Here is a 25,712-nt window from a genome sequence, read left to right as displayed (position 1 = left end):
TCTTTTCAGGCAAGCCCTAGCGTTCGATGCTGCGGTTCCACCGCGCATTCCAGGCCGGACGCTGTTCGTTGACCTGGTCCCAATCCACGGCAATGGCGGTTTCCAGGTATTGCTTCATCGCCTCCACCTGGCCGCGAGTCTTGTCGGTGGTCGGGGTGTTGGGGTTGGACGGGATCTGGTCGCCTTCTTCCAGGGCGATGGCCTGGGCTTCGGGCGTCAACAGGAAGGCGGCGAGTTTCTGCGCCAGTTCAGGCTGGGTGTTGCGGGCGATGGCGCATTCGGCCACGTTGAGCACTACCGCGCCTTCCTTCGGTTGTGCGTATTCGACCGGCATGCCCTTGAGCTTGAGGGCAGTCACCTGGGTAGGCGTCAGTGGGAACAGCGCCGCTTCGTCGGTTTGCAGCATTTCGGAAATCTTCGCCGAGCTGGGGATGTATTCCAGCACGTTGCGCCCGACAGTGTCCGGCCAGGCCTTGAAGCCCGGTTCCACGTCGGTTTCATTGCCGCCCTGGATGCGGTTGAACATCAGGAAGCCGTGCAGGCCGAAGGTCGATGAGGCCACCGACTGGAACACCAGCTTGTCCTTGAAGCGCGGGTCGGCCATGTCCATCCAGGATGTAGGAGCGTCCCAGCCTTTTTCCTTGAACAACCGCGTGTTGTAGGCAAGTCCCGTGACACCGAGACTCACTGCCACGGCCTGGTCCTTGATGCGCCCCTTGGCCGGAATCTGCGCCAGGGTTGGGTTGTCCTCGAGTTTGTCGCACAGGCCCATGGCGATGGCGCGGTACATGATGCCGTCATCCAGGAACATGACATGCATCTGTGGATTGTCCTTGCTGGCTTGTACCTTCGCCAGGATGTCGGCGGACGTGCCGGGCACGATCACGACCTTGACGTTGTTGGCCTTCTCGAACGCCGGCAGGACCTTGTCGGCGTAGAGCCGCTCCATGGTTCCGCCGTTCATGCCCAGGTAGAGCGTCGGCTCGGCGTGTGCCTGGCCGATACCGAGCAAGGCGCTCAAGCAGGAAATACCCAGAAGTGCAGTGCGTTTGACGTTATTCATTGGCGCGACCTTCCTCTATCAAGCAACGGAGATGGAGTGGAACCGGGTGATGGAAAACGCATCTAGCGACGTGTTCGAAGCGCCGCAACAGATGATTTCGGTGAGCGCCTGGCCCACCGCGGGGCCGATCTGGAAGCCCGCGCCGGCAAAGCCGAACGCGTGCAACAGGCCGGGTTGGGTGCTGCTGGGGCCGATCACCGGTTGGCGATCGGGCAGGTAACCTTCGGTGCCGCTCCAGGTACGGATGGCCTGGGCACCCTCCAGGAACGGGTAGAGTTCGACCGCCTGGCGCAGGATTTCGAGCACCGCGTTCTGCCCGGGTCGGGCGCGGGCCTCGTCCAGGGCGAAACCCTGGCCGCCGCCCAGCACGCAATTGCCCCGAGCGACCTGGCGCGCATAGATCCCGCCGCCTTCCACCCCAGTGCTGGCATCCATCACCAGGGGCAGTGGTTCGGTGACCAGCATCGCCGGGTGCCCGGCATGCATGGGCACGGCTTCGCCGAACTGCGCGGCGAAATGGCTGGCCCAGGCGCCAGCACAGTTCAACAGCCAGGGAGCCTGGAGCCGCGGGCCCACCCGGGTACGCACGGTAAAGCGCTGGCCATCGTGCTCCACGCTGTCGACGGCGCATTGTTCATGGACCTGGGCGCCATGCCGGCGAGCGGCCTGGGCGAAGGCGGGGGACACCAGCCGTGGATTGGCGTGACCATCCTCCGGGCAGAAGGAGGCCCCGACCGCGACGGCACCGACCCAAGGGAAACGGGCATGCAGCTCATCGCGATCGAGCAGTTGCAGATCGAGGCCGAAGCCCTGGCTGGCGCTGGCATAATCGTGCAGTGCCCGCAGGTCCTCGGCGCTGCGGGCCAGTTTCAAGTGGCCGCTGCGCTGGTATTCACCGTCGATGCCGATCAGCTGCGGCAACTGGCTCCAGATTTCGTGGGCCCGTTGCGACAACGGCAGTTGCGACAGTGGCCGCCCCTGGCGCCGCACGCCGCCATAATTCACGCCGCTGGAGTGAGCGCCGCAGAAATCGCGCTCCAGCAACGCCACCCGGCGTCCGGCCTTGCTCAGGAACAAGGCCGCCGAGGCGCCGACGATGCCGCCGCCGATGATGATCACGTCCACGTCGATCACGGCTCGACCTCCAGGCCAAAGGGCAACGGCTTGATCGGTGCCTGCGCCCGCAGGCGACCGATCCCACAGACGGGGCGGGCGCTTGCGCTGGCGATGATTTCCGCCGCGGCGGCACCGCACATGCGGCCCTGGCAACGGCCCATGCCGACCCGGCAATGGGCCTTGACCCGGTTGATCTCCCAGTGACCTTCAGCCACCACGCTGCGGATGTCGCCGGCGCTGACTTCTTCGCAGCGGCATATCATCAGCTCGTCGGCAGCATCCTTGGCCCAGTTCTCGGGGAAAGCGAAGGCACGTTCCAGGCCTTGTCGGAAATGGCCGATGCGTTCCAGGGTCTGTTCCAGCTGAGCGCATCGCTGCGGATCGACCCGGTAACCGAGGTCTTCGAGTGCGGCCAGGGCCGCTCGCTCGCCGGCCATTTCCGCGGCATCGGCACCCATGATGCCGGCGCCGTCACCGGCCAGGTAGACACCGGGCACGCTGCTGCGACCGGCGTGGTCTCGTTGGGGCAGCCAGGCGCGGTTGAGGGGTTGCCAGGTGAACTGGCAGCCCAGCAGGTCGGCCAGTTGGGTTTCGCTGCGCAAGCCGTGGGCGAAAGCCAGCGCATCGCAAGCGATGGACTGCTCGCCTCGGGTGTCACGCCATCGCACTGAGCGAACCCGTCGTTCGCCCTCGATATGCGTCAGGCTCGCGCCCTGGTGCACGGCGATGCCGTGGGCGGCCAGCCGGCCGCGGTAATAGAGGCCCTTGGCGAGGGTGAGGGGCTGCTTCAGCAAGCCGGGCAGGGCCCGAGCCTGGCTACTGAAGGGCGAGCTGTCGAGCACCGCGACCACGTTGGCACCGGCCTTGGCGTATTGATAAGCCACCAGATAGAGCAAGGGGCCGCTGCCGGCGAACACCACCCGCTCGCCAATGGCGCAGCCCTGGAACTTCAACGCGATCTGGGCCGCGCCCAGGCTGTAGACCCCTGGCAAGGTCCAGCCTGGCACGGGCAGGATCCGGTCGGTGGCGCCTGTCGCGACGATCACACTGGCGTACTCGAGACGGGCGGCGCGGCCTTCATGCAGGGTGTCCAGCAGGCCGGCCTCGGCGTTCCACACCAGGGTGTCGGGGCGGTAGTCGAGTTGCTCGCGCAGCTCGTCGAGAGTCTGGTGGAGAGCGTTGGCCTTGTTTGCCTCGAAGCCATACAGCGCGGCGGGCGAGCGTTTGAAATTGGCCGGTTGGCGCCGATAGATCTGTCCGCCACCACGGGCGGCCTCGTCCAGCAGGACCGGAAAGACGCCATGGGCGACCAGGGTCTGGGCGGCACGGATTCCGGCCGGGCCGGCGCCGACGATGGCGATGGGTTTCATGACCACCTCGGGGAGTTGGCAGTGCCATGCCACGTATATGGACTCATACCTGGCGCCCCGGCTCGCGAGTGATCTGCTGTCCGGCTTCCAGCAGTGTGGAGCAGGCCCGCACGCGGCGGCCGTCACCCAGGCGCACCCAGCAGTCCTGGCATGCGCCCATCAGGCAGAAACCGGCCCGGGGCTGGGCGCTGAAATCGCTGCCGCGCAAGTGGTCGCTGCAGGTCAGCACCGCGGTCAGCAAGGTGTCTCCCAGCAGACCGGTCGCCGGCATGCCGTCCAGGGTAAAGTCCAGGGCCGGGCGGTCGCCTTCGGCCAGTCGTTTCAGCAGAGCCATGGCGCCCTCATTGTTTGCCTACCAGGACCCGGTCCAGGCCATACACCCGGTCGAGCAGAATCATGGTCAGCGCGGTAAGCGCAATGACCAGGGCCGACACCGCCGCCATCATCGGGTCGATGGACTCGGTGGCGTAGACGTACATGCGCACCGGCAAAGTCTGTGTCGCCGGCGACGTGACGAAGATCGACAGCGTGACCTCGTCGAAACTGTTGATGAACGCCAGCAACCAACCTCCGGCCACCCCGGGCAGGATCATCGGCAGGGTGATCTGCCGAAACAGCGTGAACCGCCCGGCCCCCAGCGATTGCGCCGCCTGTTCGGCGCTGCGATCCAGGCCGATGGCCGAGGCCAGGACCAGACGCAGCACATAGGGCGTGATGACCAGCACGTGGGCGAAGATCAGCCAGGTGAAGTTGCCGTTCACGCCCATCAGCGCGAACAGCCGCAACAGCGCCACGCCCAGTACCAGATGGGGGATGATGATGGGCGACAGGAACAGACCGTTGAAGAAATCCCGGCCGGGAAACTCGAGGCGGGTGATCGCCAGGGCCGCCGGCACCGCGATCAACGTCGCCAGCGAGGCTGCGCAGAATGCCAGCACCAGGCTGTTGTAGAACGCATCGACGAAATCCGCACGCTCGAACACCGCGCGGAACCAACGCAGGGAAAACTCCGTGGTCGGCAGGCTCAGGGTGTTCTCCGGAGTGAAGGCAACCAGGCAGACCACCACCAGCGGCGCCAGCATGAACACCACCACCAGGCTATGAAACAACAGGGCGAAAGGACCGTTCCTGGACATGACGAATTACCCCAATGACTTCTTGTAGCGGCCTTCGATCATGCGATTCCACGACAGCATGATCAGCAGGTTGAGCAACAGCAGCGCGATGGCGATGGCGGCGCCCATGGGCCAGTTGAGCTCCGACAGGTACTGGTCGTAGATCAGCGTGGCGACCATCTTCAGGCGACGTCCGCCCAACAGGCCGGGGATGGCGAAGGAGCTGGCGGCCAGGCCGAACACGATCAGGGTGCCGGAAAGCACGCCGGGCATGATCTGCGGCAGCACCACCTTGCGTATCACCGTGAACTGGCTGGCGCCCAGGGACAGCGCGGCCTGTTCCGCCGCCGGATCGAGCTTCTGCAACGAGGTCCAGACCGGAATGACCATGAACGGCAACATCACGTGGACCAGGGCGATGACCACGGCGAACGGTGTGTAGAGCAGCTTCATCGGCGAGCCGCCGAGGGCCAGCAATGTCTGGTTGACCAGGCCATCGGCGCCCAACAGCAGGCTCCAGCCGAAGGCGCGCACCACCACCGAAATCAGCAGCGGCGTGAGAATCAGGATCAGGAAAATCGAACGCCATGGGGCGCCCATGCGGCTGAGGATGTACGCCTCGGGCACGCCGATCGCCACGCACAACAGCGTGGTCAGGGCGCTGATCCAGAAAGTGCGCAGAAAGATCTCGTAGAAGTACGGATCGCCCAGCAGGCTGACGTAGTGCTCGAAGGTGTAGGCGTTGCTGTCGATGCCCGAGCCATAGTCGAAGACATTGAACGACAGCACCAGCGTCAGGCCCAGGGGAATGACCAGCAAGCCCAGGTACAGGGCCAGGGCCGGTGCGGACATCAGGTAACCCTGGCGGCCCCGGCGTATGGCGTCCAGGCGCTTCATGCCCGCACCTCGTCCACACTCAGCACGCGCAGCAATGCCGGGTCCCAGTCAAGGCCGACGACCGTGCCTTCGGTGATGGGAGCGCCGCCATCGTTGCGGCGCACCACGCACAACTCGCCCAGGCTGGTCGAGACACCGTAGAGCCACTGGCTGCCCAGGAAGAAGCGATTGACGATGGTGCCTTGCAGGCGCCCCGTACCTGCCGGGCACAGGTCGATCTTTTCCGGGCGCAGGCTCAGGGTCAGGTCCCCGTTGCCAAGAGGGCAGGCCTGGATGACACCGGCGCTGTCCCGTGCGCCGGGCAACAGGTTGGCCTTGCCGACGAAGCCGGAAATGAAGGTGGTGCGTGGGTGTTCGTAGAGGGTATACGGCGCGTCGATCTGAGTGATGCGCCCGGCCTGCATCACCACGACCCGGTCGCTGATGGACAGCGCTTCGGATTGGTCGTGGGTCACCATCAAGGTAGTGATGCCGACCTCCCGCTGGATGCGGCGAATCTCGAATTGCATTTCTTCGCGCAGGTTGGCGTCGAGGTTGGACAGCGGCTCGTCGAGCAACAGCACCGGCGGCTCGATCACCAGCGCCCGGGCCAATGCCACGCGTTGGCGCTGGCCGCCCGAGAGTTCGCGCGGGTAGCGCTCGGCATGCCGGTCCAGGCGCACCAGTTTGAGCACCCGATCCACCCGTGGCTGCAGCTCGGCGTTGGGGATTTTGCGCATGCGCAGGCCGAAGGCGACATTGTCCCGGACGGTCATGTGGGGGAACAGCGCATAACTCTGGAACACCACCCCCAGGCCCCGGCTTGCCGGCTTGGCGTGGGTGATGTCGCGACCGTCCAGCAGGATGCGGCCGCTGCTGACCTCGACGAAGCCGGCGATCATCTGCAGCGTGGTGGTCTTGCCGCAGCCGGACGGCCCCAGCAGCGAGACGAACTCGCCTTTTTCCACCGAGAGGTTGGTGGCGACCACGGCGTCGATGTCGCCGTAACGTTTACTCAAGTCTTCAAGTTGCACGAAAGCCATGACTGCGTTCCACCTGGGTTTGTTATGCGTCGCCAACCAGCGCGCTTTTTTGTATGGGCAGATACGAAAGGGTGTCGCGGGGTGCGTTGGCGCTCGACCTGGGTCGGCTGCCGCTGTTGTTCGAATCGCCCCTTATGGACGCAGAGTAGGCCGAAGAATAGGATGGGCTCAATGGACTATTTCACTGAGACGATGACTATTTTCAGTTTCATTCGGTGAATAAATTAAATGCAGAGAATATGAATGAAAAATTCCACTGAGCGGAATGATGAGAAAGGCGAGGCCGGGGTCGGCATGGTTTCCAGGCTGTTTGCCGTGTTACGCAGCCTGGGCGATACCGCTGACGGTGGCGAACGGGTCACGCAACTGGCCCAGCGCGTCGGTCTGTCCCAGCCCACGACCCATCGCCTGCTGCGCAGCCTGATGGACGAGGGCATGGTCGAGCAGGACGCACGCAGCAAGCGTTACCGCCTGAGCCTGGACTTCTTCGCCCTGGCCGCCCGCGCCGGCAACACCGGCAACCTGCGCGAGCTGGCGCGGCCGGCGATGTTGCGGCTGTCGGCCTCACTGGGGGACTCGTTGTTCCTGCTGGCGCGCTGCGGTTTCGATGCGATCTGCCTGGACCGCAGTGAAGGGCCGTTTCCGATCCGCACCTTCACCGGTGATATCGGCGGGCGGGTGGCGCTTGGGGTGGGGCAGGGCAGCCTGGCGATCCTGGCGTTCCTGCCGGCCGAAGAACGCGACACGGTCATTCGCTATAACCTGCCGCGGCTGAAGGATTTCCACCTGTACGACGAAGTCTTCCTGCGCTCGGAGGTAGAGAACGTGCGCACCCTGGGGTATGCCGGACGTAACACCGGCGTATTGCAAGGGATGGCGGGGGTGGCCGTGCCGATCCTCGATCGTGACGGCCGGGCCGTGGCGGCCTTGAGCGTGGCGACGATCAGCGACCGGCTGGGACCGGACCGCCTGCCGACGGTGGTGGAAATGCTCAAGCGCGAGGCGGCCTTGATCGGTCCGCGGATCAATCCGTTCGACCCTTTGTTGCGCAGGCCTTCACAGGTGTTCGGGCAAGGGTAGGCAATCCTGGACGATCCCCTTTTGTGGACTCTTTCGGAGCCGGTCGAGGCGTCAGAAGTCCAGGGTCTGCCTGAGCTTCTGCGCCGCCGGCAGATCGCTGGGGATGACCATCGCATAGTTGTAGCCCGGCCCGGACCAGTACTCGGCCTGCAGCTCGCCGTCGCGACGACTGCCGCGGGGCAGCAGGAAGTTTCTCGGGCCTGGTGGCCGTACGTAGAAGCTGATCTTCTGGCCGCTCGGGTCTTGATAGACCACCATGGCCGCCGCGCCTTGCTCGGTGCTGAGCAAGCGCCCGCTGACTGGCTTGAAGCCGGCGCCGGACAGGTCGGGCAAGGGATTGGCTTGGGTGAAGTAGCGGTCGAGCCAGCCTTGCATGCCACGCTCGTCGCCGGCCTGGTAGTCGGCCGGAAGAATGCCCTGCTGGGCAAATAACCGGTATGCCTGCATGGCGTCGGCCATGGGGGCTGCCGTGCTGAGCAGCGTCATTTCCCGGGCCTGCCAGCCAGTGACCCCGCCCATGCCCAGAGCCAGCAGCAAGGCCGCTGCGCTGGCCAGGTAGCGGCGGGAGCGCTGCTTGAGACGCTGTCGGATCATCGCCGGGTCAAGGTCCGGATTGGGCGGTTGTCCCAGGGCGACGCCCAGGGCCGTGCGCAGGTGTTGCGCGTCCCTTTGCCAGGCTCGGACCCGCGCGGCAACGTCGGGGTGGTGGGCCAGGTACGTTTCCATCAGGCGCTGGTCGGCCTCGCTCAGTTGTCGATCGACATAGGCGTGCAGGTCGTTGTCGGTGGGGGGCATGCTGATCATTTGAGTATCCGCAGGGTGGGGCGGGTGATTTCGCCATCGCTGAGTTGGCGCAGGGCCTGGCGGGCGCGGGACAGGCGTGACATCACGGTGCCGGTTGGTACGCCGAGGATGTCGGCGACTTGCTGGTAGCTCAAGCCTTCGACCGACACCCATAGCAGCAGCGCCCGTTGTTCGGTGGTGAGTTGGTCGAACGCCTGCAGAGACGACTGGGCGATCACGCTGCGCTCGGCCGAAGGCTGGGCGTCGTCGCGTCCGGTAAAGAACTCCAGCATGCGCGCATAGCGCCGGGACCGGCGATGGGCATCGACAAACTGCCGATACAGGATCGCAAACAGCCAGGCCCGCAAATCGCCTTCGGCACGCTTGTCGTTCCACTTGGCCAGCGCCCGTTCCAGGCACATCTGCACCAGGTCGTCGGCATTGCTGGGGTTGCGCGTCAGCGACACGGCAAAGCGCCGTAGCCGGGGGATGAGCACGCGCAACTGTTCATCGAGTTCATTCATGGAGTGTGGCTTCAGTTGGGCAGCCAGTGCGCCGAGACAGGCAAGACGCCCCGTGAACCAGATTATTCCAGCGCCGGAAAAATAAATACGAGGCGTGGGAATAAACCTTTCGGGTCTTCGTCTGACAGGTTCTTCTGCAAATGGCCCTGGGCCCTGGAGCTTCGTCATGGTTGACCCTTCCTCCCCCCGCTCATCGAGCCGGCCGCCGTTGAGTGCCGCCAGCCTGACACTGCGCCTGAGTGGCATCGCCGTTATCGTGGCCGCACTGGCTGGGGCGTTTGCCTATGTCAATGGCGCTCTCGATCCACAGCGCCTGACGCCCAAGGCGCTGGTCAATGTGCTGGAAAAGAACAACGGTATGCATCCCGGCTTTCGTCGCAACCACTCCAAAGGGGTTTGTGTCGCGGGCTATTTCGAAAGTAGCGGCGAGGCGCGAGCCTATTCCCGTGCCCAGGTGTTCGCGCAGCCGCGCACGCCGGTCGTCGGACGTTTCGCCTTGCCCAGCGGCAACCCGTACGCACCGGACGGCAGTGTGCCGATCCGCAGCCTGGCGTTGCGTTTCACCCAGGCCGACGGCCAGCAATGGCGCACCGGCATGAACAGCATGCCGGTATTCCCGGTGGGCACGCCCGAGGCGTTCTACCAGTTCCAACAGGCCCAATCGCCCGATCCTGCTACGGGAAAACCCAATCCGGCGGCGGTGCCGGCGTTTTTCGCCGCGCATCCGGAAGCGGTGCCGTTCCTGCAATGGATCAAGACCGCGAGACCGTCGGCCAGCTACGCTACCGAAACCTATAACGGCATCAATGCGTTCTACCTGGTCAACACGGCAGGGCAACGCCAGGCGGTGCGCTGGGGCGTGGTGCCGATGAGCCAGGATGCCGCCGAAGCCACGCCGCCCCAGGGCGCCGACTTCCTGGAACAAGACCTGAGCAAGCGTCTTGCCAACGGACCCCTGCGCTGGCAACTGCAGATCACCCTGGCCAATCCGGGCGATCCGATCAACGACGCCAGCAAGGCCTGGCCCGCGGACCGCAAGGTGCTCAATGCCGGCACGCTGGTGCTGGAGCGCACCCAGGCGCAAGACAACGGTGAGTGCCGCGACATCAACTATGACCCGCTGATCCTGCCCAGTGGCATCGAAGGTTCCGAAGACCCGTTGCTGGCGGCGCGGTCCGCCGCATACGCCAGTTCCTACCTGCGACGCACCAGTGAAGTGAGCCAACTGCCCGCCACCCAGGAGAACCGCCCATGAACGCTCCCCGTCACTTCGCACCACTGGCCCGGCTGCTTCACTGGCTGATGGCCTTGATGGTCATTGCCATGCTGTTCATTGGCGCGGGCATGGTGGCTTCGGTGTCCGAGCGTCATGAGTGGCTTTTGCAATTGCACAAGCCGCTGGGCATCGCGATCCTGCTGCTGGTGATCCTGCGCCTGGTGGTGCGCTTTACTACCCGGCAGCCGCCGCTTCCGGCCGACCTGCCGGGCTGGCAGGCACTGGCGGCCAGAGCTTCGCATGGGCTGCTGTATGCGCTGATGCTGGGCTTGCCGTTGCTGGGCTGGGGCATGATCTCGGCGGCGGGGGATCCGGTGATGCTCAGCGACTCGCTGCGCTTGCCGTCCATCCTGCCGGCGGATGCGCAGACCTTTGCGCTGTTACGCAAGGCCCATGGCTACCTGGCGTACCTGCTGTTCCTGACCGTGTTGGTGCACCTGGCGGCGGCATTGTTTCACGGTTGGGTCCGTCGGGATGAGGTGTTGGACAGCATGTTGCGCGGATCCGGCCGGCGCTGAGGCCGTTTCCCGGGGCGCCGTCGGTTTCGACGGCGCCTGTGGATTGCGAAGGTGCTGGGGCGGCCCCTCAGCGCAGCTCGTCGACCATGTCCGCAATGGTGCTCAGGACATCCTTGCCCAGCTGCATCGAACGCCTGCCGGACCAGCCCGTGTGCGGGTTCGGATGGTCGTCGTGGTCCTTGAAGGGCATCTCCAGGGTCAGGGAAAGGCAGTCGTATTTCTGCCCCACCGCATTGCAGGCCAAGGTCATGTTGGCCTGGCCGGGCTCGTCGCGGGTATAGCCGTGGGTGGTCTGGAAGTCCTTGGTCTGGTGCTTGAGGTGGCTGCGGAAATGCTCTTCGAGTCTTGCAATACGTGGCGTGTAGCCCGGATTACCTTCGCAGCCGGCGGTGAAGACATGGGGAATGGCCTCATCGCCATGGGCATCGAGAAACAGGTCGACACCGTATTTTTCCATCTGCTGCTGTACGAAAAACACCTCGGGACTGACTTCCGGGCTGGCGTTCTGCCAGGCGCGGTTGAGGTCCTGGCCCATGGCGTTGGTCCGCAGATGGCCGTGGAACGCACCGTCAGGGTTCATGTTCGGGACCAGGTAGAGATCAGCCTTGGCCAACAGCCGGTTCAGTTGTGCATCGTCCTTGTCCCGGAGGCGTTCGATCACGCCTTCCATGAACCATTCGGCCATGTGCTCGCCAGGGTGCTGCTGGGCGATCATCCAGATCTTGCGACGGCCTTCGGCCCCGCTGCCCTTGCGCAGCAGCTGGATATCACGGCCTTCGATGCTCTTGCCAACAGCCAGTAGTTCGGTTCCGGCCTTGTGCTGCGCCTGCTCGATCAGCCAGTCGTGCCGGCCTCGGCTGTAGGGCTCGAAATAGGCGAACCAGGCGTGGGATTGCTCGGCTTCCAGGTGGAAGCGCAGGGCGTCGCCTTCAAACTGGGTCGGGATGCGGAACCAGTTGACGTGATCGTAGGAGGCGACGGCCTGGTAACCCGTCCATGCGTTGTTGTAGGACGATTGACTGGCGTTGAGCAGGCGAAAGGAATACTCCTGGCCGACGTGCAGACCGCTGGCCTTGAAGTGGAACCATTGGAAATGAGCGCTGCGGGTGTCGGGCCTGATTTTCAGCAACGACTGCAGCGGGTTGCTGATGTCCACGACCTCGATATTGCCGCTGTCGAAATTGGCAGTGATATCAAAAGAGGATTTAGCCACGGTCACGATTCCCGAAAGGATTTTTATGGCCGTTACTTTACACAAGAAAGGAAAAATCGGGACGATTTACAGCACGCGAGGAGGGGGCGTCCTCCCTGGACGCAAAAGCAGCTTAGAGAGTCTGCAATTGATTCTCAAGTGCTGCCTGTCGATAGTTCTTACCGCTGTGGCGGGTGACGCTTGTCAACCAATATTCATTTGCTAGCATCGCCGGCATCGAATCAGCGACACCCGAAAAGACTTCATTAGCCTGAAGCCATAAGCCGAAAATCGGCAAAAAAAAGACCCGGCAAAAAGCCGGGTCAAAAACCGTGATTAGCCTGATGAGGAGATATTCCAGAAGTCCGACCAAGGTCTTCTGGTCTATCGACTGATCTCGCGACCAGCTGATGCAATAATAATCATTATCATTTGCAAGTCAAATGATTTTATTGCGTTCATTGGAAAAAATTTCCCTGTCGCCGCGCTCGTGGCGCCATCCCGGTCAGGACGCCTGACGGCTGGGGTAACCATCCAGTGACCGGTCGAGCATTACCTTGACCAGATCAATCATATGCACCACCGAAAAGGCCAGGTCACGGCTCGATCCTTCCAGCCGGTTGGCAGACTCGTGGGCGGTGGCCGCTGCACAGCGCAGCAGGTCGCTGGCGTGTACCAGGGCTTCCTCCGCGCTGACATTGCGATTGACGTCGAAGAAGCGATGCTCCTGGGTCTGCGTAACACCTGGTTTCAAGTAATAGTCCAACGCCCGTTGGGCGGCTGGGCAATCCTGTAGCGAGGGGAAAGCGCTGTCGAGGGGACGGCCGGGTTCGTCTTTGCTGGGTATGTCCATGGTATCGAGGTTCTCCTTGGGGGAATGGAATCCTCGATCCAGAATAGTACCGATCGTAATTGTGACGGCAATTTAAATACTACAATATGTGTTTTGACGGTCGGAGCCATCCACGTATCGTGCCGCTCATGGATAAATGGATAGAGTTGGTCAAGGCCAAGATGAAGGAGCTGCGCGTCACGCAAGTGGTGCTCGCAGAACGTTTGGGAATGTCTCAGGGCGGCGTCGGCCATTGGCTGACCAAGCGCCGGCAGCCCAGTGTCGAAGACATGAACCGGGTCCTGCAGGAATTGGGCATGGAGTTCCTCGAAGTGGCGATGGTGATCCGCGAACCGGACACCTCGACCGCGGAAGGCATGGCCCTGGCGCAGAAGTACAACCCGTACTTCCGCTACCCGGTGAGTGACTGGCACCAGATGGGCGAAGTTCGCGACGGGGAGCCTGGCGACTACGGCCAGGCGCGCTATGAGCTGACGGATTACCACGCCCAAGGGGACGCATTCTGGCTGGTGGTGGTGGGCGATGCGATGACCGCGCCGACCGGACTGAGCATCCCCGAAGGCATGTCGATCCTGGTGGACCCGGCCATCGAAGCGGTGCCGGGCAAGCTGGTGGTCGCCCAGTTACCCGGCTGCAGCGATGCGACCTTCCGCAAGCTGATCGAAGAGAGCGGCCAGCGTTACCTGGTACCCCTCAACCCAACCTACCCGAAAAGCCTGTACACCGAGCAATGCCGCGTCATCGGTGTGGTCGTGCAGGCCACCATCAGATTCTGAACCGGATCGGCCCTGGATGGGCCGATGCCTATTCCTCGAACGCCACCAGCGCGTTGCCCTCGCTGACCATTTCGCCTTCCTGGCAAAACAACGCCTTGATCACACCGGCTTTTGGCGCACGAATGCTGTGTTCCATCTTCATGGCTTCCAGCACCACCAGTTGCGTGCCTGCTTCCACGGCCTGGCCAGGGCTGACCAGCACTCGGACGATGCTGCCGTTCATGGGGGCGGTCAGGCCGCCCTGGTGGCTGTGGCTAGCCTCCGCGGCGGCCAGAGGGTCGTACAGGTCCACTCGATGCAGGTCGCCTTTCCATTGCAGATACAGGCTGTCACCTTGGCGTATGGCTCGGTGACTGCGGCGCAAACCGTCGTGCTCGATGATCAGTTGTTCGCCACGAAGCTCGACGGATCCAGCCTGGACGTCCAGCGTCATCGCTCGATCCTGGCCTTCGCAGCTCAGATGCAGGGTCGTTTCCCTTGGCAATCCCAGGCGCAGGCCGGTGGTCTCGGACCAGGGCGAGCCGCTGTCATCGGAACGTCTGCGGGGCACCAGGCTCAAGGCCAGTCCCTGGGCTGCGGCGAGCCAGAAGCCGTCATCCAGTTCGCCGGGTTCCGGCAGTAACTGCCCCTGATAACGTGGGATAAATCCGGTATCCAGCTCCGCTGCGGCGAAGGCGGGATGAGCCAGGATGCGCCGCAGGAAACCGATATTGGTCTTCAGGCCACCGATGGCAAACTCGTCGAGCATGCTCAAGAGCCGCAACCGCGCCTGTTCCCGGTCTTCGCCCCAGGCGATCAGCTTGCCCAACATCGGATCGTAGAATGGCGAAATTTCGTCGCCTTCCTCTACGCCACTGTCGACGCGGCGCCCCGGTGCTGCCTTCGACTCGCGATAAAGGGCCAGGCGCCCGGTGGCCGGCAGGAAATCGTTGGCCGGATCCTCGGCGTACAGCCGTACTTCGATCGCGTGGCCCCGCAACGGAACCTGCTCCTGGGTGATCGGCAGCGCCTCGCCCTGAGCGACGCGAATCTGCCAGGCCACCAGGTCCAGCCCAGTGATCGCTTCGGTGACCGGGTGCTCGACCTGCAGGCGGGTGTTCATCTCCATGAAGAAAAACTCGCCCCGCGAATCCAGCAGGAACTCCACGGTGCCCGCGCCGACATAGCCGATCGCCTGGGCCGCACGCACGGCGGCTTCGCCCATGGCCCGCCGCAGTTGCGGGGTCAGGCCGGGAGCGGGGGCTTCTTCCACCACCTTCTGGTGTCGGCGCTGGATCGAGCAATCCCGTTCATTGAGGTACAGGCAGTTGCCATGCCGGTCGGCGAATACCTGGATTTCCACATGACGAGGCTTGAGCAGGTATTTCTCCACCAGCATCCGCGAGTCGCCGAAGGACGATTGCGCTTCCCGCTGCGCCGATGCCAGGGCTTCGGCCAGTTGGCTGACGTCCTCGACGACTTTCATGCCTTTGCCGCCACCGCCGGCGGTGGCCTTGAGCAGCACCGGGTAGCCGATGCGTTCGGCGGCCTCGCGAAAGGTTTCCAGGTCCTGGGCTTCGCCATGGTAGCCGGGGACCAACGGCACGCCGGCGGTTTCCATCAGGGCCTTGGCCGCGGATTTGCTGCCCATGGCATCGATGGCCGAGGCGGGCGGGCCGAGGAACATCAGCCCGGCGTTTTCCACGGCCCGGGCGAACCCTGCGTTCTCGGAAAGGAAGCCGTAGCCCGGATGAATAGCCTGGGCGCCGCTGGCCTGGGCCGCGGCAATCAATTTGTCGATCTGCAGATAGCTGTCGGCGGCCTTGCTGCCTCCCAGGTCGACACGGATGTCGGCTTCACGGATGTGGCGAGCGTCGCGATCGGTTGCGCTGTGGACGGCCACGGTGGTCAGCCCCATGGCCTTGGCGGTGCGCATCACGCGGCAGGCGATTTCCCCGCGATTGGCCACCAGCAGCGTAGTGAGGACTGGGACGCTCATTGACGCGGCTCCTTACGTTTCGAGGCGGTCGGGTTCGGCTCGGCTTGCCAGTTTGGCGCGCGCTTTTGCAGAAAGGCCCGCAGACCTTCCTGGCCTTCGGGGCTGACGCGGATACGGGCGATTGCATTTTCGGTATAGCGCCGCAAGGCCGGGGTGAGGGCCCCGTTGCCGACTTCGCGCAGCAGCTCCTTGCTGGCGCGCATGGCTGCCGGGCTGTTGAGCAACAGGTTGTCGATCCAGCGGTCCACCTGCTCGTCCAGGGTCTCGGATGGGTAGCTTTCCGATAGCAAGCCTATCTCTTTCGCACGTTGTCCGCCGAAGCGTTCTGCCGTGAGGGCGTAGCGTCGCGCGGCTCGTTCGCCAATGGCTTGCACCACGAACGGGCTGATCACGGCCGGTGCCAGGCCGATGCGCACTTCCGACAGGCAGAACTGCGCGTCATCGGCCCCGATGGCCATGTCGCAGGCGCTGATCAAGCCCAGGGCACCGCCGAACGCCGCGCCCTGGACGACCGCCAGCGTAGGAATCTTCAACTTGGCAAGGTTGTACATCAACTCCGACAGCTCCCGGGCATCGTCGAGGTTGGTGTGGTAGTCGAGCTCGGCCGACTGTTGCATCCAGGCCAGGTCGGCGCCGGCGCTGAAGTGCTTGCCTCGGCCACGGATCAGCAAAAAGCGCAGGCCCGGGTCGCTGCCGACCTGGTCGAGGGCCAGGATCAGCTCGCGGATCATTTCGGCGTTGAATGCGTTGTTCTTCGACTCGCGGCTCAGCCACAAGGTGGCGACGCCGCGCGAGTCGGTGAGCAGTTCGAGGGTGTTGAAGTTATCCATGGACATTTTCCCGGTTACATCCGGAACACGCCGAAGCGGCTCGGTTCGATGGGCGCATTCAATGATGCGGACAAGGCCAGGCCCAGCACGTCGCGGGTCTGGGCCGGGTCGATGACACCGTCGTCCCACAGCCGCGCACTGGAATAATAGGGGTGACCCTGTTCTTCGTACTGGTCGAGGATCGGTTGCTTGATTTCGGCTTCCTGGGCGGCGCTGAACGGATGGCCGCTGCGCTCGGCCTGCTCCCGCTTGACCTGCACCAGCACACCGGCTGCCTGCTCGGCCCCCATCACGCCGATCCGCGCGTTCGGCCACATCCACAGGAATCGGGGATCGTAGGCACGCCCGCACATGCCGTAGTTACCGGCGCCGAAGCTGCCGCCGATGATCACGGTGAATTTCGGCACCCGGGCGCAAGCCACCGCGGTGACCAGTTTCGCGCCGTGCTTGGCAATGCCGCCGGCTTCGTACTTTTGTCCGACCATGAAGCCGGTGATGTTCTGCAGGAACAGCAAGGGAATGCCGCGCTGGCAGGCCAGCTCGATGAAGTGGGCGCCTTTTTGCGCGGCCTCGGCAAACAGGATGCCGTTATTGGCCAGGATCGCCACCGGGTAGCCGTGCAGATGGGCAAAGCCGCACACCAGGGTGGTACCGAACAACGCCTTGAACTCGTCGAACACCGAGCCGTCCACCAGGCGCGCAATGACTTCCCGGACATCGAAAGGCTGTTTGGCATCGGCCGGCACCACCCCGTACAGTTCGTCGCTGGCATACAGCGGGGCGATCGACGTGTGTGTGTGCATGTCGCCCAGCTTGCGCCAGTTCAGGTTGGCGACGCTGCGGCGAGCCAGTGCCAGGGCGTGTTCATCGTTATCGGCATAATGGTCGGCCACGCCGGAGACCTTGCAGTGCACATCGGCACCGCCCAGGTCTTCGGCGCTGACCACTTCGCCCGTGGCGGCTTTTACCAACGGTGGGCCGGCCAGGAAGATGGTCGCCTGTTCGCGGACCATGATCGCCTCGTCAGCCATCGCTGGCACGTAGGCCCCCCCGGCGGTGCAGGAGCCCATTACCACCGCGATCTGCGGGATACCCTGGGCGCTCATGTTGGCCTGGTTGAAGAAAATCCGTCCGAAATGTTCGCGATCCGGAAACACTTCGTCCTGACGCGGCAGGTTGGCGCCGCCGGAGTCCACCAGGTAGATGCAGGGCAGGCGGTTCTGCTGGGCGATGGCCTGCGCCCGCAGGTGTTTCTTGACTGTCAATGGGTAATAAGAGCCGCCTTTGACGGTCGCGTCGTTGGCGACAATCATGCATTCGACGCCTTCCACCCGACCGATTCCGGCGATCACACCGGCGGCGGGCACATCTTCCCCGTACACCCCATGGGCGGCGAGCGGGCTGATCTCCAGGAACGGTGAACCGGGGTCCAGCAACCGATTGATGCGTTCGCGAGGCAGCAGTTTACCCCGTGACGTATGGCGTTCCTGGGCCTTTGCGCCGCCGCCTTGCTGGACCTGAGCGAGCAGGGCGCGCAGGGCCTCGACTTGCCCGAGCATGGCGTCGCGATTGGCAATGAATTCCGGCGAGCGCGGATTGAGCTGGGTATGCAGGATCATGGCTACTCCGTAGCAGCTTCAAGCTTCAAGCTTCAAGCCAGAGCACGAACGCTTGCAGCTCAAGGCTTGTCGCTTGCAGCTTGTGAAATTTCATTTCGTTTCGTTGAACAGTTCGCGACCGATCAGCATCCGACGAATCTCACTGGTGCCGGCGCCGATCTCGTACAGCTTGGCGTCACGCAACAGGCGTCCGGCGGGGAATTCATTGATATAGCCGTTGCCGCCCAGGATCTGGATGGCCTCAAGGGCCATTTGCGTGGCGCGTTCGGCGGTATAGAGGATGACTCCGGCAGCGTCCTTGCGAGTGGTTTCGCCGCGCTCGCAGGCCTGGGCCACCGCATAGAGGTAGGCACGGCTGGCGTTGAGCTGGGTGTACATGTCGGCCACCTTGCCCTGGATCAACTGGAATTCGCCGATGCTCTGGCCGAACTGCTTGCGGTCGTGGATGTAGGGGACGACCAGGTCCATGCACGCCTGCATGATCCCGGTGGGGCCGCCGGACAACACCACGCGTTCATAGTCGAGGCCGCTCATCAGGACCTTCACCCCGCCGTTGAGCGCACCGAGAATGTTTTCTTCCGGCACTTCGACGTCATCGAAAAAAAGCTCGCACGTGTTGGAGCCGCGCATGCCGAGCTTGTCGAACTTGTTGCTGCGGCTGAAGCCTTTCCAGTCGCGCTCGACGATGAACGCGGTGATGCCGTGGGCACCCTTTTCCAGGTCGGTCTTGGCGTAGATCACGTATGTGTTGGCATCGGGACCGTTGGTGATCCAGGTCTTGCTGCCGTTGAGCACATAGCGGTCGCCACGTTTGTCGGCCCGCAGTTTCATGGACACCACGTCGGAGCCGGCATTGGGTTCGCTCATGGCCAGGGCGCCGACGTGTTCGCCGCTGATCAGTTTGGGCAGGTAGCGGGTTTTCTGTTCGTGATTGCCGTTACGGTTGATCTGGTTCACACAGAGGTTGGAGTGGGCGCCGTAGGAGAGGGCGACCGAGGCCGAGCCGCGGCTGATCTCTTCCATCGCCACGACATGAGCCAGGTAACCCAGGCCGGCGCCACCGTAGGCTTCCGGCACGGTGATGCCCAACAGACCCATGTCGCCGAACTTGCGCCACATGTCGGCGGGAAACAGGTTATCGATATCGATCTGCGCCGCTCGCGGTGCCAGCTCGGTCCTGACGAAGGCCTGCACCTGGTCGCGCAGCATGTCGATGGTTTCGCCGAGGGCAAAATTCAGGGAAGGGTAGCTCATGGGACACCTTTGGCTTTTTTATAGGGTGCGGAGAGCGGGGGAGTGCTCTCACCTTTACGTTAACGTAAGCCTGGGATGGGCGACTGTCAATCACCCTTTACGTTAACGTCAACTTGAGCGAGAGTAAGAGGGCTTGTGCAGCAAGGGACATCGCTTCACCCACTAATAAAGACAAGAGGGGGCGTCATGGATCAACCCGGTTCACATTCGCAGCTCAGCTACACCCGTGGCTCCCAGGCCGAGGCCCTGCTGGCGCAGACCATCGGCCAGGCTTTCGACGAGACCGCATCCCGCTATCCCGATGGCGAAGCGTTGGTGGTTCGTCATCAGTCGCTGCGCTACACCTGGCGGCAACTGGCCGACGCGGTTGATTTGCATGCCAGGGCCTTGCTGGCGCTGGGCCTGAACGCTGGCGACCGTCTAGGTGTCTGGGCGCCCAATTGCGCACAGTGGTGCATCAGCCAATTCGCCAGCGCGAAAATCGGCGTGATCCTGGTCAACATCAATCCTGCCTATCGCAGCGGTGAGCTGGAGTATGTGCTCAAGCAATCCGGCTGCCAGTGGCTGGTATGCGCCGGGGCGTTCAAGCGCTCCGACTACCACGCCATGCTGCAGACCCTCGTGCCTGAGCTGGCAGAGCAATCGATCGGCCAGCTGCGCAGCGAACGCCTGCCGGATCTGCGAGGTGTGATCAGCCTCGATGCCCGGCCGCCCTCCGGTTTCCTGCCCTGGTCGCAACTGTCGGGCCTGGGCGCGGCGGTGACCCCCGGTCAATTGGCCGAGCGCCAGGCCAGCCTGCATTTCGATCAACCGGTGAATATCCAGTACACTTCCGGCACCACCGGTTTCCCCAAGGGCGCAACCCTCAGTCATTTCAACATTCTCAACAATGGCTACATGGTCGGCGAAAGCCTCGGCCTGAGCGTCGCCGACAGGCTGGTGATCCCGGTGCCGCTCTATCATTGCTTCGGCATGGTCATGGGCAACCTGGGCTGCATGACCCATGGCAGCACGATGATCTACCCCAACGATGCCTTCGACCCGCTGTTGACCCTTCGCACCGTGGCCGAGGAAAAGGCCACCGCGCTGTATGGCGTACCGACCATGTTCATCGCCATGCTGGACCAGCCGCAGCGCGGCGAATTCGACCTGTCCAGCCTGCGCACCGGCATCATGGCCGGGGCGACCTGCCCGATCGAAGTGATGCGGCGGGTCATCGGCGAGATGCACATGGCCGAAGTCCAGATCGCCTACGGCATGACGGAAACCAGTCCGGTATCGCTGCAGACCGGTCCTTCAGACGAGCTGGAGCTACGCGTGGCCACCGTGGGTCGGACCCAGCCGCAGCTGGAAAGCAAGATCATCGACGACGCCGGCGATATCGTGCCCCGTGGCAGCATTGGCCAATTGTGTACCCGTGGTTACAGCGTGATGCTCGGCTACTGGAACAATCCCCAGGGAACCGCCGAGGCCATCGACCGGGACGGCTGGATGCACACCGGCGACCTGGCCACCATGGACGCGCAGGGGTACGTCTGCATTGTCGGGCGTAACAAGGACATGATCATCCGTGGCGGGGAGAATGTTTACCCCCGCGAGCTGGAAGAGCTCTTCTTCACCCACCCGGCCGTGGCGGATGTGCAGGTGATAGGCATCCCTTGTCCACGCTATGGTGAAGAAATCGTTGCCTGGATCAAATTCCATCCTGGCCACAGTGCCACCGGCGAGGCGTTGCAGGACTGGTGCAAGGAGCGGGTCGCCCATTTCAAGGTGCCGCGTCATTTCAGGTTCGTCGAGGAATTCCCCATGACCGTGACCGGCAAGATCCAGAAATTCCGCATGCGCGAGATCAGCATCGAGGAGCTGCGCGGGGAGTCGAGCTAGGGGCAACACGTTGGAAGCGAGCTTGCTTGCGATGGCAGTGCATCTGTCGACAACCGGGTTGTCTGACACTCCGCTATCGCGGACATCTGGCGGGAAGATAGGGAAGATGCAAAGCACAAAGGGGAGCCGAAGCTCCCCTTTAATTTTGTCGTCGCGTGCTCTTTTTATTATTGAGGGGCGGCCTGTTGTTGTTTTTGGTGACCGTGACCCTTTACCGCTGTTTTGGGCGATCCCCATCCGGGATCAAGAGCAAACGTATTTTTTTGAGCGCTGATCTGCTTTTTCGCTTAGCGATCCAACCGATTCGGGTCCTACCTGAGGGTAGTCTTATTGTTCTCTGCCCGGTTGCGGGTTGCTTCTGGAAGCACCCTGAAAAGCACACCTTCTCCAAAAAAATCTGTTAGCTGCGTCTCTGCCGTGTTGTTTTTGTTATGTCAGAGTCGTTTCGTCTTGTTTTTATTAGGTTTGCCGCTTTTTTATTCTTGTTATGCCAGAGAGAAAGCAGGTGCCGTGCCAACTTTTGAAAATCCTTTTAAATCAATGGTTTAAGATTTTCATGGGAAAAACGCGGCAGTGTAGATCTGACAAATTGTTTCCGTGTTACTCGTTTGGCTGTCCCCCAAAGGGGGGCGGTAACACCTTCACTGTGCACTGAGGGCCTTGGCGACCCGTGAGCCGGTCGGACGACCGAGCACGCTGCAGATCTGTCGGCCCGCGGCGATCAAGGCGTCCAGGTCGACGCCGGTTTCAATGCCCAGGCCATTGAGCAGATACAGCACGTCCTCGGTGGCGACGTTACCGCTGGCGCCCTTGGCGTAGGGGCAGCCACCGAGGCCGGCAATGGAGCTGTCGAACACCGCGATGCCTTCCAGCAGGCTGGCGTAGACGTTGGCCATGGCCTGACCGTAAGTGTCGTGGAAATGCCCGGCGAGCCTGGCGCGAGGCACCTGCTCACCGACCACCTCGAACATCTTGCGTGTGGCGCCCGCGGTACCGGTGCCGATGGTGTCTCCCAGGGACACTTCGTAACAGCCCATCGCATACAGCTCCCGGGCGACCCATGCCACCTGCTCGGGCTTGACCGCGCCTTCATACGGGCAGCCCAGCACACAGGACACGTAGCCCCGCACGCTGACGCCGTTTTGCCCGGCGGCCTCCATGATCGGCGCGAAGCGTTCCAGGCTTTGCTTGATGGAGCAGTTGATGTTGCGCTGCGAGAACGCCTCGGACGCAGCCGCGAACACCGCCACTTCCTTCACGCCGGCCGCCAGAGCGTCTTCGAAACCCCGCAGGTTCGGTGCCAGGGCGCCATAGGTCACGCCGGGCTTGCGCTGGATTTGCGCGAACACTTCGGCGGAGCCGGCCATCTGGGGCACCCACTTGGGCGAGACAAAGCTGCCGACCTCGATGTAACCCAGGCCAGCGGCACTGAGGGCATCCACCAGGCGTACCTTGTCGGCGACACTGATGGGGTGGGCTTCATTCTGCAGGCCGTCACGGGGACCGACTTCGATCAAGCGTACAAAGGAGGGAAGGGACATGGAGATTGACCTGTGGTAGTGGATGCGCCCGCTCCCAAAGGGGCTGGCGTCGTTATTGGGTCGTTACTGGACAGCTTCCTGTCCCTTGAGCGTTTGCTCCAGTGCCTGGATGCAGCGTTCCTCGGCCGTATCGAGTTCCAGCTTCATCTGCTCGATGTCCAGCAGTTGCTGTTCGAGTTGTTCCCGGCGCTCGGCGATTTTCGCCAGCATGCTGTTCAACTGCTTCTGGTTACCGCTGGAAGGGTCGTAGAGTTCGATCAGTTCGCGGCATTCGGCCAGGGAAAACCCGATGCGCTTGCCGCGCAGGATGAGCTTGAGGCTGACCTTGTCCCGTGGTGAATAGATGCGTTCCTGGCCTCGTCGCTCAGGGCTCAGCAGGCCCTGTTCTTCATAGAAGCGGATTGCTCGGGTCGTGATATCAAGCTCCCGGGCAAGATCGGAGATGCTGTAGGTCTGGCTGCTCATGGACGCGCTCGAAACGAAAGGTGCTGGCGCTAAGCTAATGGCAGGTTGACGTTCACGTCAAGCATGGGGGCTGCGCTACGTTGGAGCATGAATCGGTGGGAGCGGGCTTGCGCACTCCCACCATTTGATCCTTCAGACTTTGTCGAGCTTCTTCTCGTGCGCCGTCACCTGCTGGCACAGCTCGATCATCTGTTCGCGCATCCAGCGGTTGGCCGGGTCCTGGTCGGTGCTTTCATGCCAGTAGAGGTGGGTCTCCACCGGCGGCACGTCGTTGACCGGTAGCAGGAAGGCGTGCAGGTCATGGCGACGCGCAAAGCGTTCGGGGACGGTCATGACCATGTCGGTCTGCTGCAGCACCTGCGAGGCCATCAGGTAATGCTGGGAGCGCAGGGCAATCTTGCGCTGGATACCCATCTTGCCGAGGGCCAGGTCCACATAGCCCAGGCCGTTGCGTCGGCTGGAAATATGCACGTGGGTCTGGGCCAGGTAGTCATCGAGGCTGAGTTTTTCCTTGCTCGCCAAGGGGTGGCCTTTGCGCATGGCGCACACATAACGGTCTTCCATCAGCTTGACGTGACGCACTTGAGGGTCGGTGTTGAGCGGCGCGTCTACGGCAAAGTCGAGGCGGCCGGCGGCCAGTTCCTTGGTGGTTTCCCGGCGCTTGGACAGGAAACTTTCGATGGCCACCGTGGGCGCCAGGCGGCGCAGGCGCTGGAACAACGGCGGCAGGATCACCCCTTCGGTCAGGTCGGTCATGCTGATGCGGTAGGTCTTGACCGCCTGGAGCGGGTTGAAGATCCGGCTTTCCTGTACCGACACCCGCAGCAGCGACAGGGCATTGCGCACCGGGCCGATGATGTTCTGGGCCATGGGCGTGGGCACCATGCCCTGGGCGGTGCGCACGAACAGCGGGTCGTTGAAGGTTTCCCGCAGGCGCGCCAGGGCGTTGGACACTGCCGGCTGGGTGATGCCGACGATCTGCCCGGCGCGGGTCAGGTTGGCTTCGGTGTAGATCGCATCGAAGACGATGAAAAGGTTGAGGTCGACCTTGCTCAGATTCATTGCGCTGCACTCTTGTTCTTGGACTTGGTGAGGTGCCGGAAGGCGATGCGAATCAGTGAAACATATATCGGTGATGAATGTTAATACACGCCGAGAATAGGTTAGGTAAATTTTCGTAGCTGAACTAGCATCGATTTCATGACCTAAAACAACCTCTGCCAAGAAGGTGCTGCCCATGGATTTTGCCTATTCCCCCAAGGTTCAGGAACTGCGTGAACGCGTCACGGCGTTCATGGATGCCTACGTCTACCCGGCCGAAGCAGTGTTCGAACGACAAGTGGCCGAGGGCGACCGCTGGCAACCCACGGCCATCATGGAAGAGCTCAAGGCCAAGGCCAAGGCAGAAGGCCTGTGGAACCTGTTCCTGCCCGAGTCCGAGCTGGGCGCCGGCCTGACCAACCTGGAATACGCGCCACTGGCAGAGATCATGGGGCGCTCGCTGCTGGGGCCGGAACCGTTCAACTGCTCGGCGCCGGACACCGGCAACATGGAAGTCCTGGTGCGTTACGCCAATGAAGAGCAGAAGCAGCGCTGGCTGGAACCGCTGCTGCGGGGTGAGATCCGGTCGGCCTTCGCCATGACCGAACCGGATGTGGCCTCTTCGGACGCGACCAACATGGCTGCCCGGGCCGAGCGCGACGGCGACCAGTGGGTGATCAACGGCAAGAAGTGGTGGACCTCGGGCGCCTGCGACCCGCGCTGCAAGATCCTGATCTTCATGGGCCTGAGCAACCCCGATGCGCCGCGCCACGCCCAGCATTCGATGATCCTGGTGCCGGTGGATACCCCCGGGGTCAAGATCGTCCGGCCTTTGCCGGTGTTCGGTTACGACGACGCCCCCCACGGCCATGCCGAAGTGCTGTTCGACAACGTGCGGGTACCATACGAAAACGTCCTGTTGGGTGAAGGACGAGGCTTTGAAATTGCCCAGGGGCGCCTCGGCCCCGGGCGCATCCACCATTGCATGCGGTCCATCGGCATGGCCGAGCGGGCACTGGAATTGATGTGCAAGCGTGCCGTCAGCCGTACCGCCTTCGGCAAGCCGTTGGCACGCCTGGGCGGCAACATCGACAAGATCGCCGACTCGCGGATGGAAATCGACATGGCTCGCCTGCTGACCTTGAAGGCGGCCTACATGATGGACACGGTCGGCAACAAAGTAGCGAAGAGCGAAATCGCCCAGATCAAGGTGGTTGCGCCCAACGTCGCCCTGAAGGTCATCGACCGTGCGATCCAGATCCACGGCGGCGCGGGGGTTTCCGGCGATTTCCCGCTGGCCTACATGTACGCCATGCAACGGACCCTGCGTCTGGCGGACGGCCCCGATGAAGTCCACCGCGCGGCCATCGGCAAGTTCGAGATCGGCAAATACGTGCCCAAGGAGATGTTGCGTAGCGGGCGCTGAAGGCCTGCTTCACCCTGGCAACGCCATCGCGCTCATCACAGATCCCCTGTGGGTGCGAACGTGCTCGCGATGGCGTTGCTACATCCGGC

At 63.0% G+C, this 25,712-nt stretch carries 24 protein-coding genes; 6 read left to right on the top strand and 18 right to left on the bottom strand.

The features are described 5' to 3' along the window. Nucleotides 1-16: 16 nt before the first annotated feature. Genes BT179_RS01850 through BT179_RS01820 form a run of 7 tightly spaced genes read right to left on the bottom strand, consistent with a single transcriptional unit; the run spans nucleotide 17 to nucleotide 6,583 of the window. Nucleotides 17-1,063 (bottom strand): ABC transporter substrate-binding protein, encoded by a 1,047-nt coding sequence (locus BT179_RS01850; RefSeq protein ID WP_072430388.1) that lies wholly within the window; start codon nucleotides 1,061-1,063, stop codon nucleotides 17-19. Between the two features lie 18 nt (nucleotides 1,064-1,081). Further along, complete coding sequence (locus BT179_RS01845) at nucleotides 1,082-2,197, bottom strand: NAD(P)/FAD-dependent oxidoreductase (RefSeq protein ID WP_072430389.1); 1,116 nt, start codon at nucleotides 2,195-2,197, stop codon at nucleotides 1,082-1,084. Further along, nucleotides 2,194-3,549 (bottom strand): FAD/NAD(P)-dependent oxidoreductase, encoded by a 1,356-nt coding sequence (locus BT179_RS01840; RefSeq protein ID WP_072430390.1) that lies wholly within the window; start codon nucleotides 3,547-3,549, stop codon nucleotides 2,194-2,196. Before BT179_RS01840 ends, BT179_RS01845 begins: the two co-directional genes overlap by 4 nt. A 43-nt stretch (nucleotides 3,550-3,592) precedes the next feature. Next, nucleotides 3,593-3,883 (bottom strand): (2Fe-2S)-binding protein, encoded by a 291-nt coding sequence (locus tag BT179_RS01835; RefSeq protein ID WP_072430391.1) that lies wholly within the window; start codon nucleotides 3,881-3,883, stop codon nucleotides 3,593-3,595. A gap of 7 nt (nucleotides 3,884-3,890) precedes the next feature. Further along, nucleotides 3,891-4,685, bottom strand: coding sequence for an ABC transporter permease (locus BT179_RS01830; protein ID WP_072388860.1), 795 nt, complete (start codon nucleotides 4,683-4,685; stop codon nucleotides 3,891-3,893). A gap of 6 nt (nucleotides 4,686-4,691) precedes the next feature. Further along, nucleotides 4,692-5,561, bottom strand: coding sequence for an ABC transporter permease (locus tag BT179_RS01825; RefSeq protein ID WP_072388858.1), 870 nt, complete (start codon nucleotides 5,559-5,561; stop codon nucleotides 4,692-4,694). After that, nucleotides 5,558-6,583: an ABC transporter ATP-binding protein gene (locus tag BT179_RS01820; RefSeq protein WP_072430392.1), complete on the bottom strand. Its 1,026-nt coding sequence runs from the start codon at nucleotides 6,581-6,583 to the stop codon at nucleotides 5,558-5,560. The genes BT179_RS01825 and BT179_RS01820 overlap by 4 nt, the downstream gene beginning before the upstream one ends. Nucleotides 6,584-6,826: 243 nt before the next feature. Between BT179_RS01820 and BT179_RS01815 the strand changes: the two genes are divergently transcribed. After that, on the top strand, nucleotides 6,827-7,663 hold the full coding sequence (locus BT179_RS01815; RefSeq protein ID WP_072430393.1) for an IclR family transcriptional regulator: 837 nt from the start codon (nucleotides 6,827-6,829) through the stop codon (nucleotides 7,661-7,663). 51 nt (nucleotides 7,664-7,714) lie between these two features. On the opposite strand, the gene BT179_RS01810 is transcribed toward BT179_RS01815, so the two are convergent. Together BT179_RS01810 and BT179_RS01805 are read right to left on the bottom strand one after the other, a co-directional pair. Further along, nucleotides 7,715-8,467 (bottom strand): anti-sigma factor family protein, encoded by a 753-nt coding sequence (locus tag BT179_RS01810; protein WP_072430394.1) that lies wholly within the window; start codon nucleotides 8,465-8,467, stop codon nucleotides 7,715-7,717. Further along, nucleotides 8,464-8,970 (bottom strand): sigma-70 family RNA polymerase sigma factor, encoded by a 507-nt coding sequence (locus BT179_RS01805; RefSeq protein ID WP_072430395.1) that lies wholly within the window; start codon nucleotides 8,968-8,970, stop codon nucleotides 8,464-8,466. The genes BT179_RS01810 and BT179_RS01805 overlap by 4 nt, the downstream gene beginning before the upstream one ends. 166 nt (nucleotides 8,971-9,136) lie before the next feature. Here BT179_RS01805 and BT179_RS01800 point away from each other — a divergent pair, with 166 nt between their 5' ends. Both BT179_RS01800 and BT179_RS01795 read left to right on the top strand, forming a co-directional pair. Further along, entirely contained in the window at nucleotides 9,137-10,225 is a 1,089-nt protein-coding gene (locus BT179_RS01800; RefSeq protein WP_072430396.1) for a catalase family peroxidase, read from the top strand. Next, a complete protein-coding gene (locus BT179_RS01795; RefSeq protein ID WP_072388845.1) occupies nucleotides 10,222-10,764 on the top strand; it encodes a cytochrome b in 543 nt (180 codons plus the stop codon). The genes BT179_RS01800 and BT179_RS01795 overlap by 4 nt, the downstream gene beginning before the upstream one ends. A 67-nt stretch (nucleotides 10,765-10,831) precedes the next feature. Here BT179_RS01795 and BT179_RS01790 read toward each other — a convergent pair whose 3' ends face one another. Together BT179_RS01790 and BT179_RS01785 are read right to left on the bottom strand one after the other, a co-directional pair. Then, nucleotides 10,832-11,983 (bottom strand): M14 family metallopeptidase, encoded by a 1,152-nt coding sequence (locus tag BT179_RS01790; RefSeq protein WP_072430397.1) that lies wholly within the window; start codon nucleotides 11,981-11,983, stop codon nucleotides 10,832-10,834. 478 nt (nucleotides 11,984-12,461) lie between these two features. After that, nucleotides 12,462-12,809, bottom strand: coding sequence for a DUF6124 family protein (locus BT179_RS01785; RefSeq protein WP_072388839.1), 348 nt, complete (start codon nucleotides 12,807-12,809; stop codon nucleotides 12,462-12,464). A gap of 128 nt (nucleotides 12,810-12,937) precedes the next feature. On the opposite strand from BT179_RS01785, the gene BT179_RS01780 reads away from it, so the two are divergent. Then, nucleotides 12,938-13,585 carry a LexA family protein gene (locus tag BT179_RS01780; protein WP_072430398.1) on the top strand — a complete coding sequence of 216 codons (648 nt, stop codon included), beginning with the start codon at nucleotides 12,938-12,940 and terminating at the stop codon, nucleotides 13,583-13,585. Between the two features lie 28 nt (nucleotides 13,586-13,613). On the opposite strand, the gene BT179_RS01775 is transcribed toward BT179_RS01780, so the two are convergent. The 4 genes from BT179_RS01775 to BT179_RS01760 all read right to left on the bottom strand — a co-directional run bounded on the left by BT179_RS01775 (nucleotide 13,614) and on the right by BT179_RS01760 (nucleotide 19,266). Further along, complete coding sequence (locus BT179_RS01775) at nucleotides 13,614-15,563, bottom strand: acetyl/propionyl/methylcrotonyl-CoA carboxylase subunit alpha (RefSeq protein WP_072430399.1); 1,950 nt, start codon at nucleotides 15,561-15,563, stop codon at nucleotides 13,614-13,616. Continuing rightward, nucleotides 15,560-16,393, bottom strand: a complete 834-nt coding sequence (locus tag BT179_RS01770; RefSeq protein ID WP_072430400.1) for a gamma-carboxygeranoyl-CoA hydratase — start codon at nucleotides 16,391-16,393, stop codon at nucleotides 15,560-15,562. Before BT179_RS01770 ends, BT179_RS01775 begins: the two co-directional genes overlap by 4 nt. A 14-nt stretch (nucleotides 16,394-16,407) precedes the next feature. After that, nucleotides 16,408-18,012, bottom strand: coding sequence for a carboxyl transferase domain-containing protein (locus BT179_RS01765; RefSeq protein ID WP_072430401.1), 1,605 nt, complete (start codon nucleotides 18,010-18,012; stop codon nucleotides 16,408-16,410). Between the two features lie 90 nt (nucleotides 18,013-18,102). Continuing rightward, nucleotides 18,103-19,266, bottom strand: a complete 1,164-nt coding sequence (locus BT179_RS01760) for an isovaleryl-CoA dehydrogenase (RefSeq protein WP_072430402.1) — start codon at nucleotides 19,264-19,266, stop codon at nucleotides 18,103-18,105. A gap of 186 nt (nucleotides 19,267-19,452) precedes the next feature. On the opposite strand from BT179_RS01760, the gene BT179_RS01755 reads away from it, so the two are divergent. After that, the gene (locus BT179_RS01755) at nucleotides 19,453-21,150 is read left to right on the top strand and encodes an AMP-binding protein (RefSeq protein WP_072430403.1); all 1,698 of its coding nucleotides are present in this window, start codon (nucleotides 19,453-19,455) and stop codon (nucleotides 21,148-21,150) included. Nucleotides 21,151-21,791: 641 nt separating this feature from the next. Here BT179_RS01755 and BT179_RS01750 read toward each other — a convergent pair. The 3 genes from BT179_RS01750 to BT179_RS01740 all read right to left on the bottom strand — a co-directional run bounded on the left by BT179_RS01750 (nucleotide 21,792) and on the right by BT179_RS01740 (nucleotide 24,218). Then, nucleotides 21,792-22,691, bottom strand: a complete 900-nt coding sequence (locus BT179_RS01750; RefSeq protein WP_072430404.1) for a hydroxymethylglutaryl-CoA lyase — start codon at nucleotides 22,689-22,691, stop codon at nucleotides 21,792-21,794. Nucleotides 22,692-22,754: 63 nt separating this feature from the next. Further along, the gene (locus tag BT179_RS01745; protein ID WP_072388823.1) at nucleotides 22,755-23,156 is read right to left on the bottom strand and encodes a MerR family transcriptional regulator; all 402 of its coding nucleotides are present in this window, start codon (nucleotides 23,154-23,156) and stop codon (nucleotides 22,755-22,757) included. Nucleotides 23,157-23,288: 132 nt separating this feature from the next. Next, nucleotides 23,289-24,218, bottom strand: a complete 930-nt coding sequence (locus tag BT179_RS01740) for a LysR family transcriptional regulator (protein WP_072388821.1) — start codon at nucleotides 24,216-24,218, stop codon at nucleotides 23,289-23,291. Nucleotides 24,219-24,393: 175 nt separating this feature from the next. On the opposite strand from BT179_RS01740, the gene BT179_RS01735 reads away from it, so the two are divergent. After that, on the top strand, nucleotides 24,394-25,623 hold the full coding sequence (locus BT179_RS01735; protein ID WP_072430405.1) for an acyl-CoA dehydrogenase: 1,230 nt from the start codon (nucleotides 24,394-24,396) through the stop codon (nucleotides 25,621-25,623). Nucleotides 25,624-25,712: the final 89 nt, after the last annotated feature.

It is taken from the genome of Pseudomonas sp. NFACC43 (genome assembly GCF_900119645.1).
Classification (GTDB): Bacteria; Pseudomonadota; Gammaproteobacteria; order Pseudomonadales; family Pseudomonadaceae; genus Aquipseudomonas.
Note: the sequence above shows the minus strand (reverse complement) of the source record. Positions and strands in the feature narration are given on the sequence as shown.

Coding starts and splice junctions, on each gene's coding strand:
- BT179_RS01850 (WP_072430388.1), bottom strand. CDS start 1,063: ATGAATAACGTCAAACGCACTGCACTTCTGGGTATTTCCTGCTTGAGC.
- BT179_RS01840 (WP_072430390.1), bottom strand. CDS start 3,549: ATGAAACCCATCGCCATCGTCGGCGCCGGCCCGGCCGGAATCCGTGCC.
- BT179_RS01835 (WP_072430391.1), bottom strand. CDS start 3,883: ATGGCTCTGCTGAAACGACTGGCCGAAGGCGACCGCCCGGCCCTGGAC.
- BT179_RS01830 (WP_072388860.1), bottom strand. CDS start 4,685: ATGTCCAGGAACGGTCCTTTCGCCCTGTTGTTTCATAGCCTGGTGGTG.
- BT179_RS01825 (WP_072388858.1), bottom strand. CDS start 5,561: ATGAAGCGCCTGGACGCCATACGCCGGGGCCGCCAGGGTTACCTGATG.
- BT179_RS01820 (WP_072430392.1), bottom strand. CDS start 6,583: ATGGCTTTCGTGCAACTTGAAGACTTGAGTAAACGTTACGGCGACATC.
- BT179_RS01815 (WP_072430393.1), top strand. CDS start 6,827: ATGAAAAATTCCACTGAGCGGAATGATGAGAAAGGCGAGGCCGGGGTC.
- BT179_RS01810 (WP_072430394.1), bottom strand. CDS start 8,467: ATGATCAGCATGCCCCCCACCGACAACGACCTGCACGCCTATGTCGAT.
- BT179_RS01805 (WP_072430395.1), bottom strand. CDS start 8,970: ATGAATGAACTCGATGAACAGTTGCGCGTGCTCATCCCCCGGCTACGG.
- BT179_RS01800 (WP_072430396.1), top strand. CDS start 9,137: ATGGTTGACCCTTCCTCCCCCCGCTCATCGAGCCGGCCGCCGTTGAGT.
- BT179_RS01795 (WP_072388845.1), top strand. CDS start 10,222: ATGAACGCTCCCCGTCACTTCGCACCACTGGCCCGGCTGCTTCACTGG.
- BT179_RS01785 (WP_072388839.1), bottom strand. CDS start 12,809: ATGGACATACCCAGCAAAGACGAACCCGGCCGTCCCCTCGACAGCGCT.
- BT179_RS01780 (WP_072430398.1), top strand. CDS start 12,938: ATGGATAAATGGATAGAGTTGGTCAAGGCCAAGATGAAGGAGCTGCGC.
- BT179_RS01775 (WP_072430399.1), bottom strand. CDS start 15,563: ATGAGCGTCCCAGTCCTCACTACGCTGCTGGTGGCCAATCGCGGGGAA.
- BT179_RS01770 (WP_072430400.1), bottom strand. CDS start 16,393: ATGGATAACTTCAACACCCTCGAACTGCTCACCGACTCGCGCGGCGTC.
- BT179_RS01765 (WP_072430401.1), bottom strand. CDS start 18,012: ATGATCCTGCATACCCAGCTCAATCCGCGCTCGCCGGAATTCATTGCC.
- BT179_RS01760 (WP_072430402.1), bottom strand. CDS start 19,266: ATGAGCTACCCTTCCCTGAATTTTGCCCTCGGCGAAACCATCGACATG.
- BT179_RS01755 (WP_072430403.1), top strand. CDS start 19,453: ATGGATCAACCCGGTTCACATTCGCAGCTCAGCTACACCCGTGGCTCC.
- BT179_RS01750 (WP_072430404.1), bottom strand. CDS start 22,691: ATGTCCCTTCCCTCCTTTGTACGCTTGATCGAAGTCGGTCCCCGTGAC.
- BT179_RS01745 (WP_072388823.1), bottom strand. CDS start 23,156: ATGAGCAGCCAGACCTACAGCATCTCCGATCTTGCCCGGGAGCTTGAT.
- BT179_RS01740 (WP_072388821.1), bottom strand. CDS start 24,218: ATGAATCTGAGCAAGGTCGACCTCAACCTTTTCATCGTCTTCGATGCG.
- BT179_RS01735 (WP_072430405.1), top strand. CDS start 24,394: ATGGATTTTGCCTATTCCCCCAAGGTTCAGGAACTGCGTGAACGCGTC.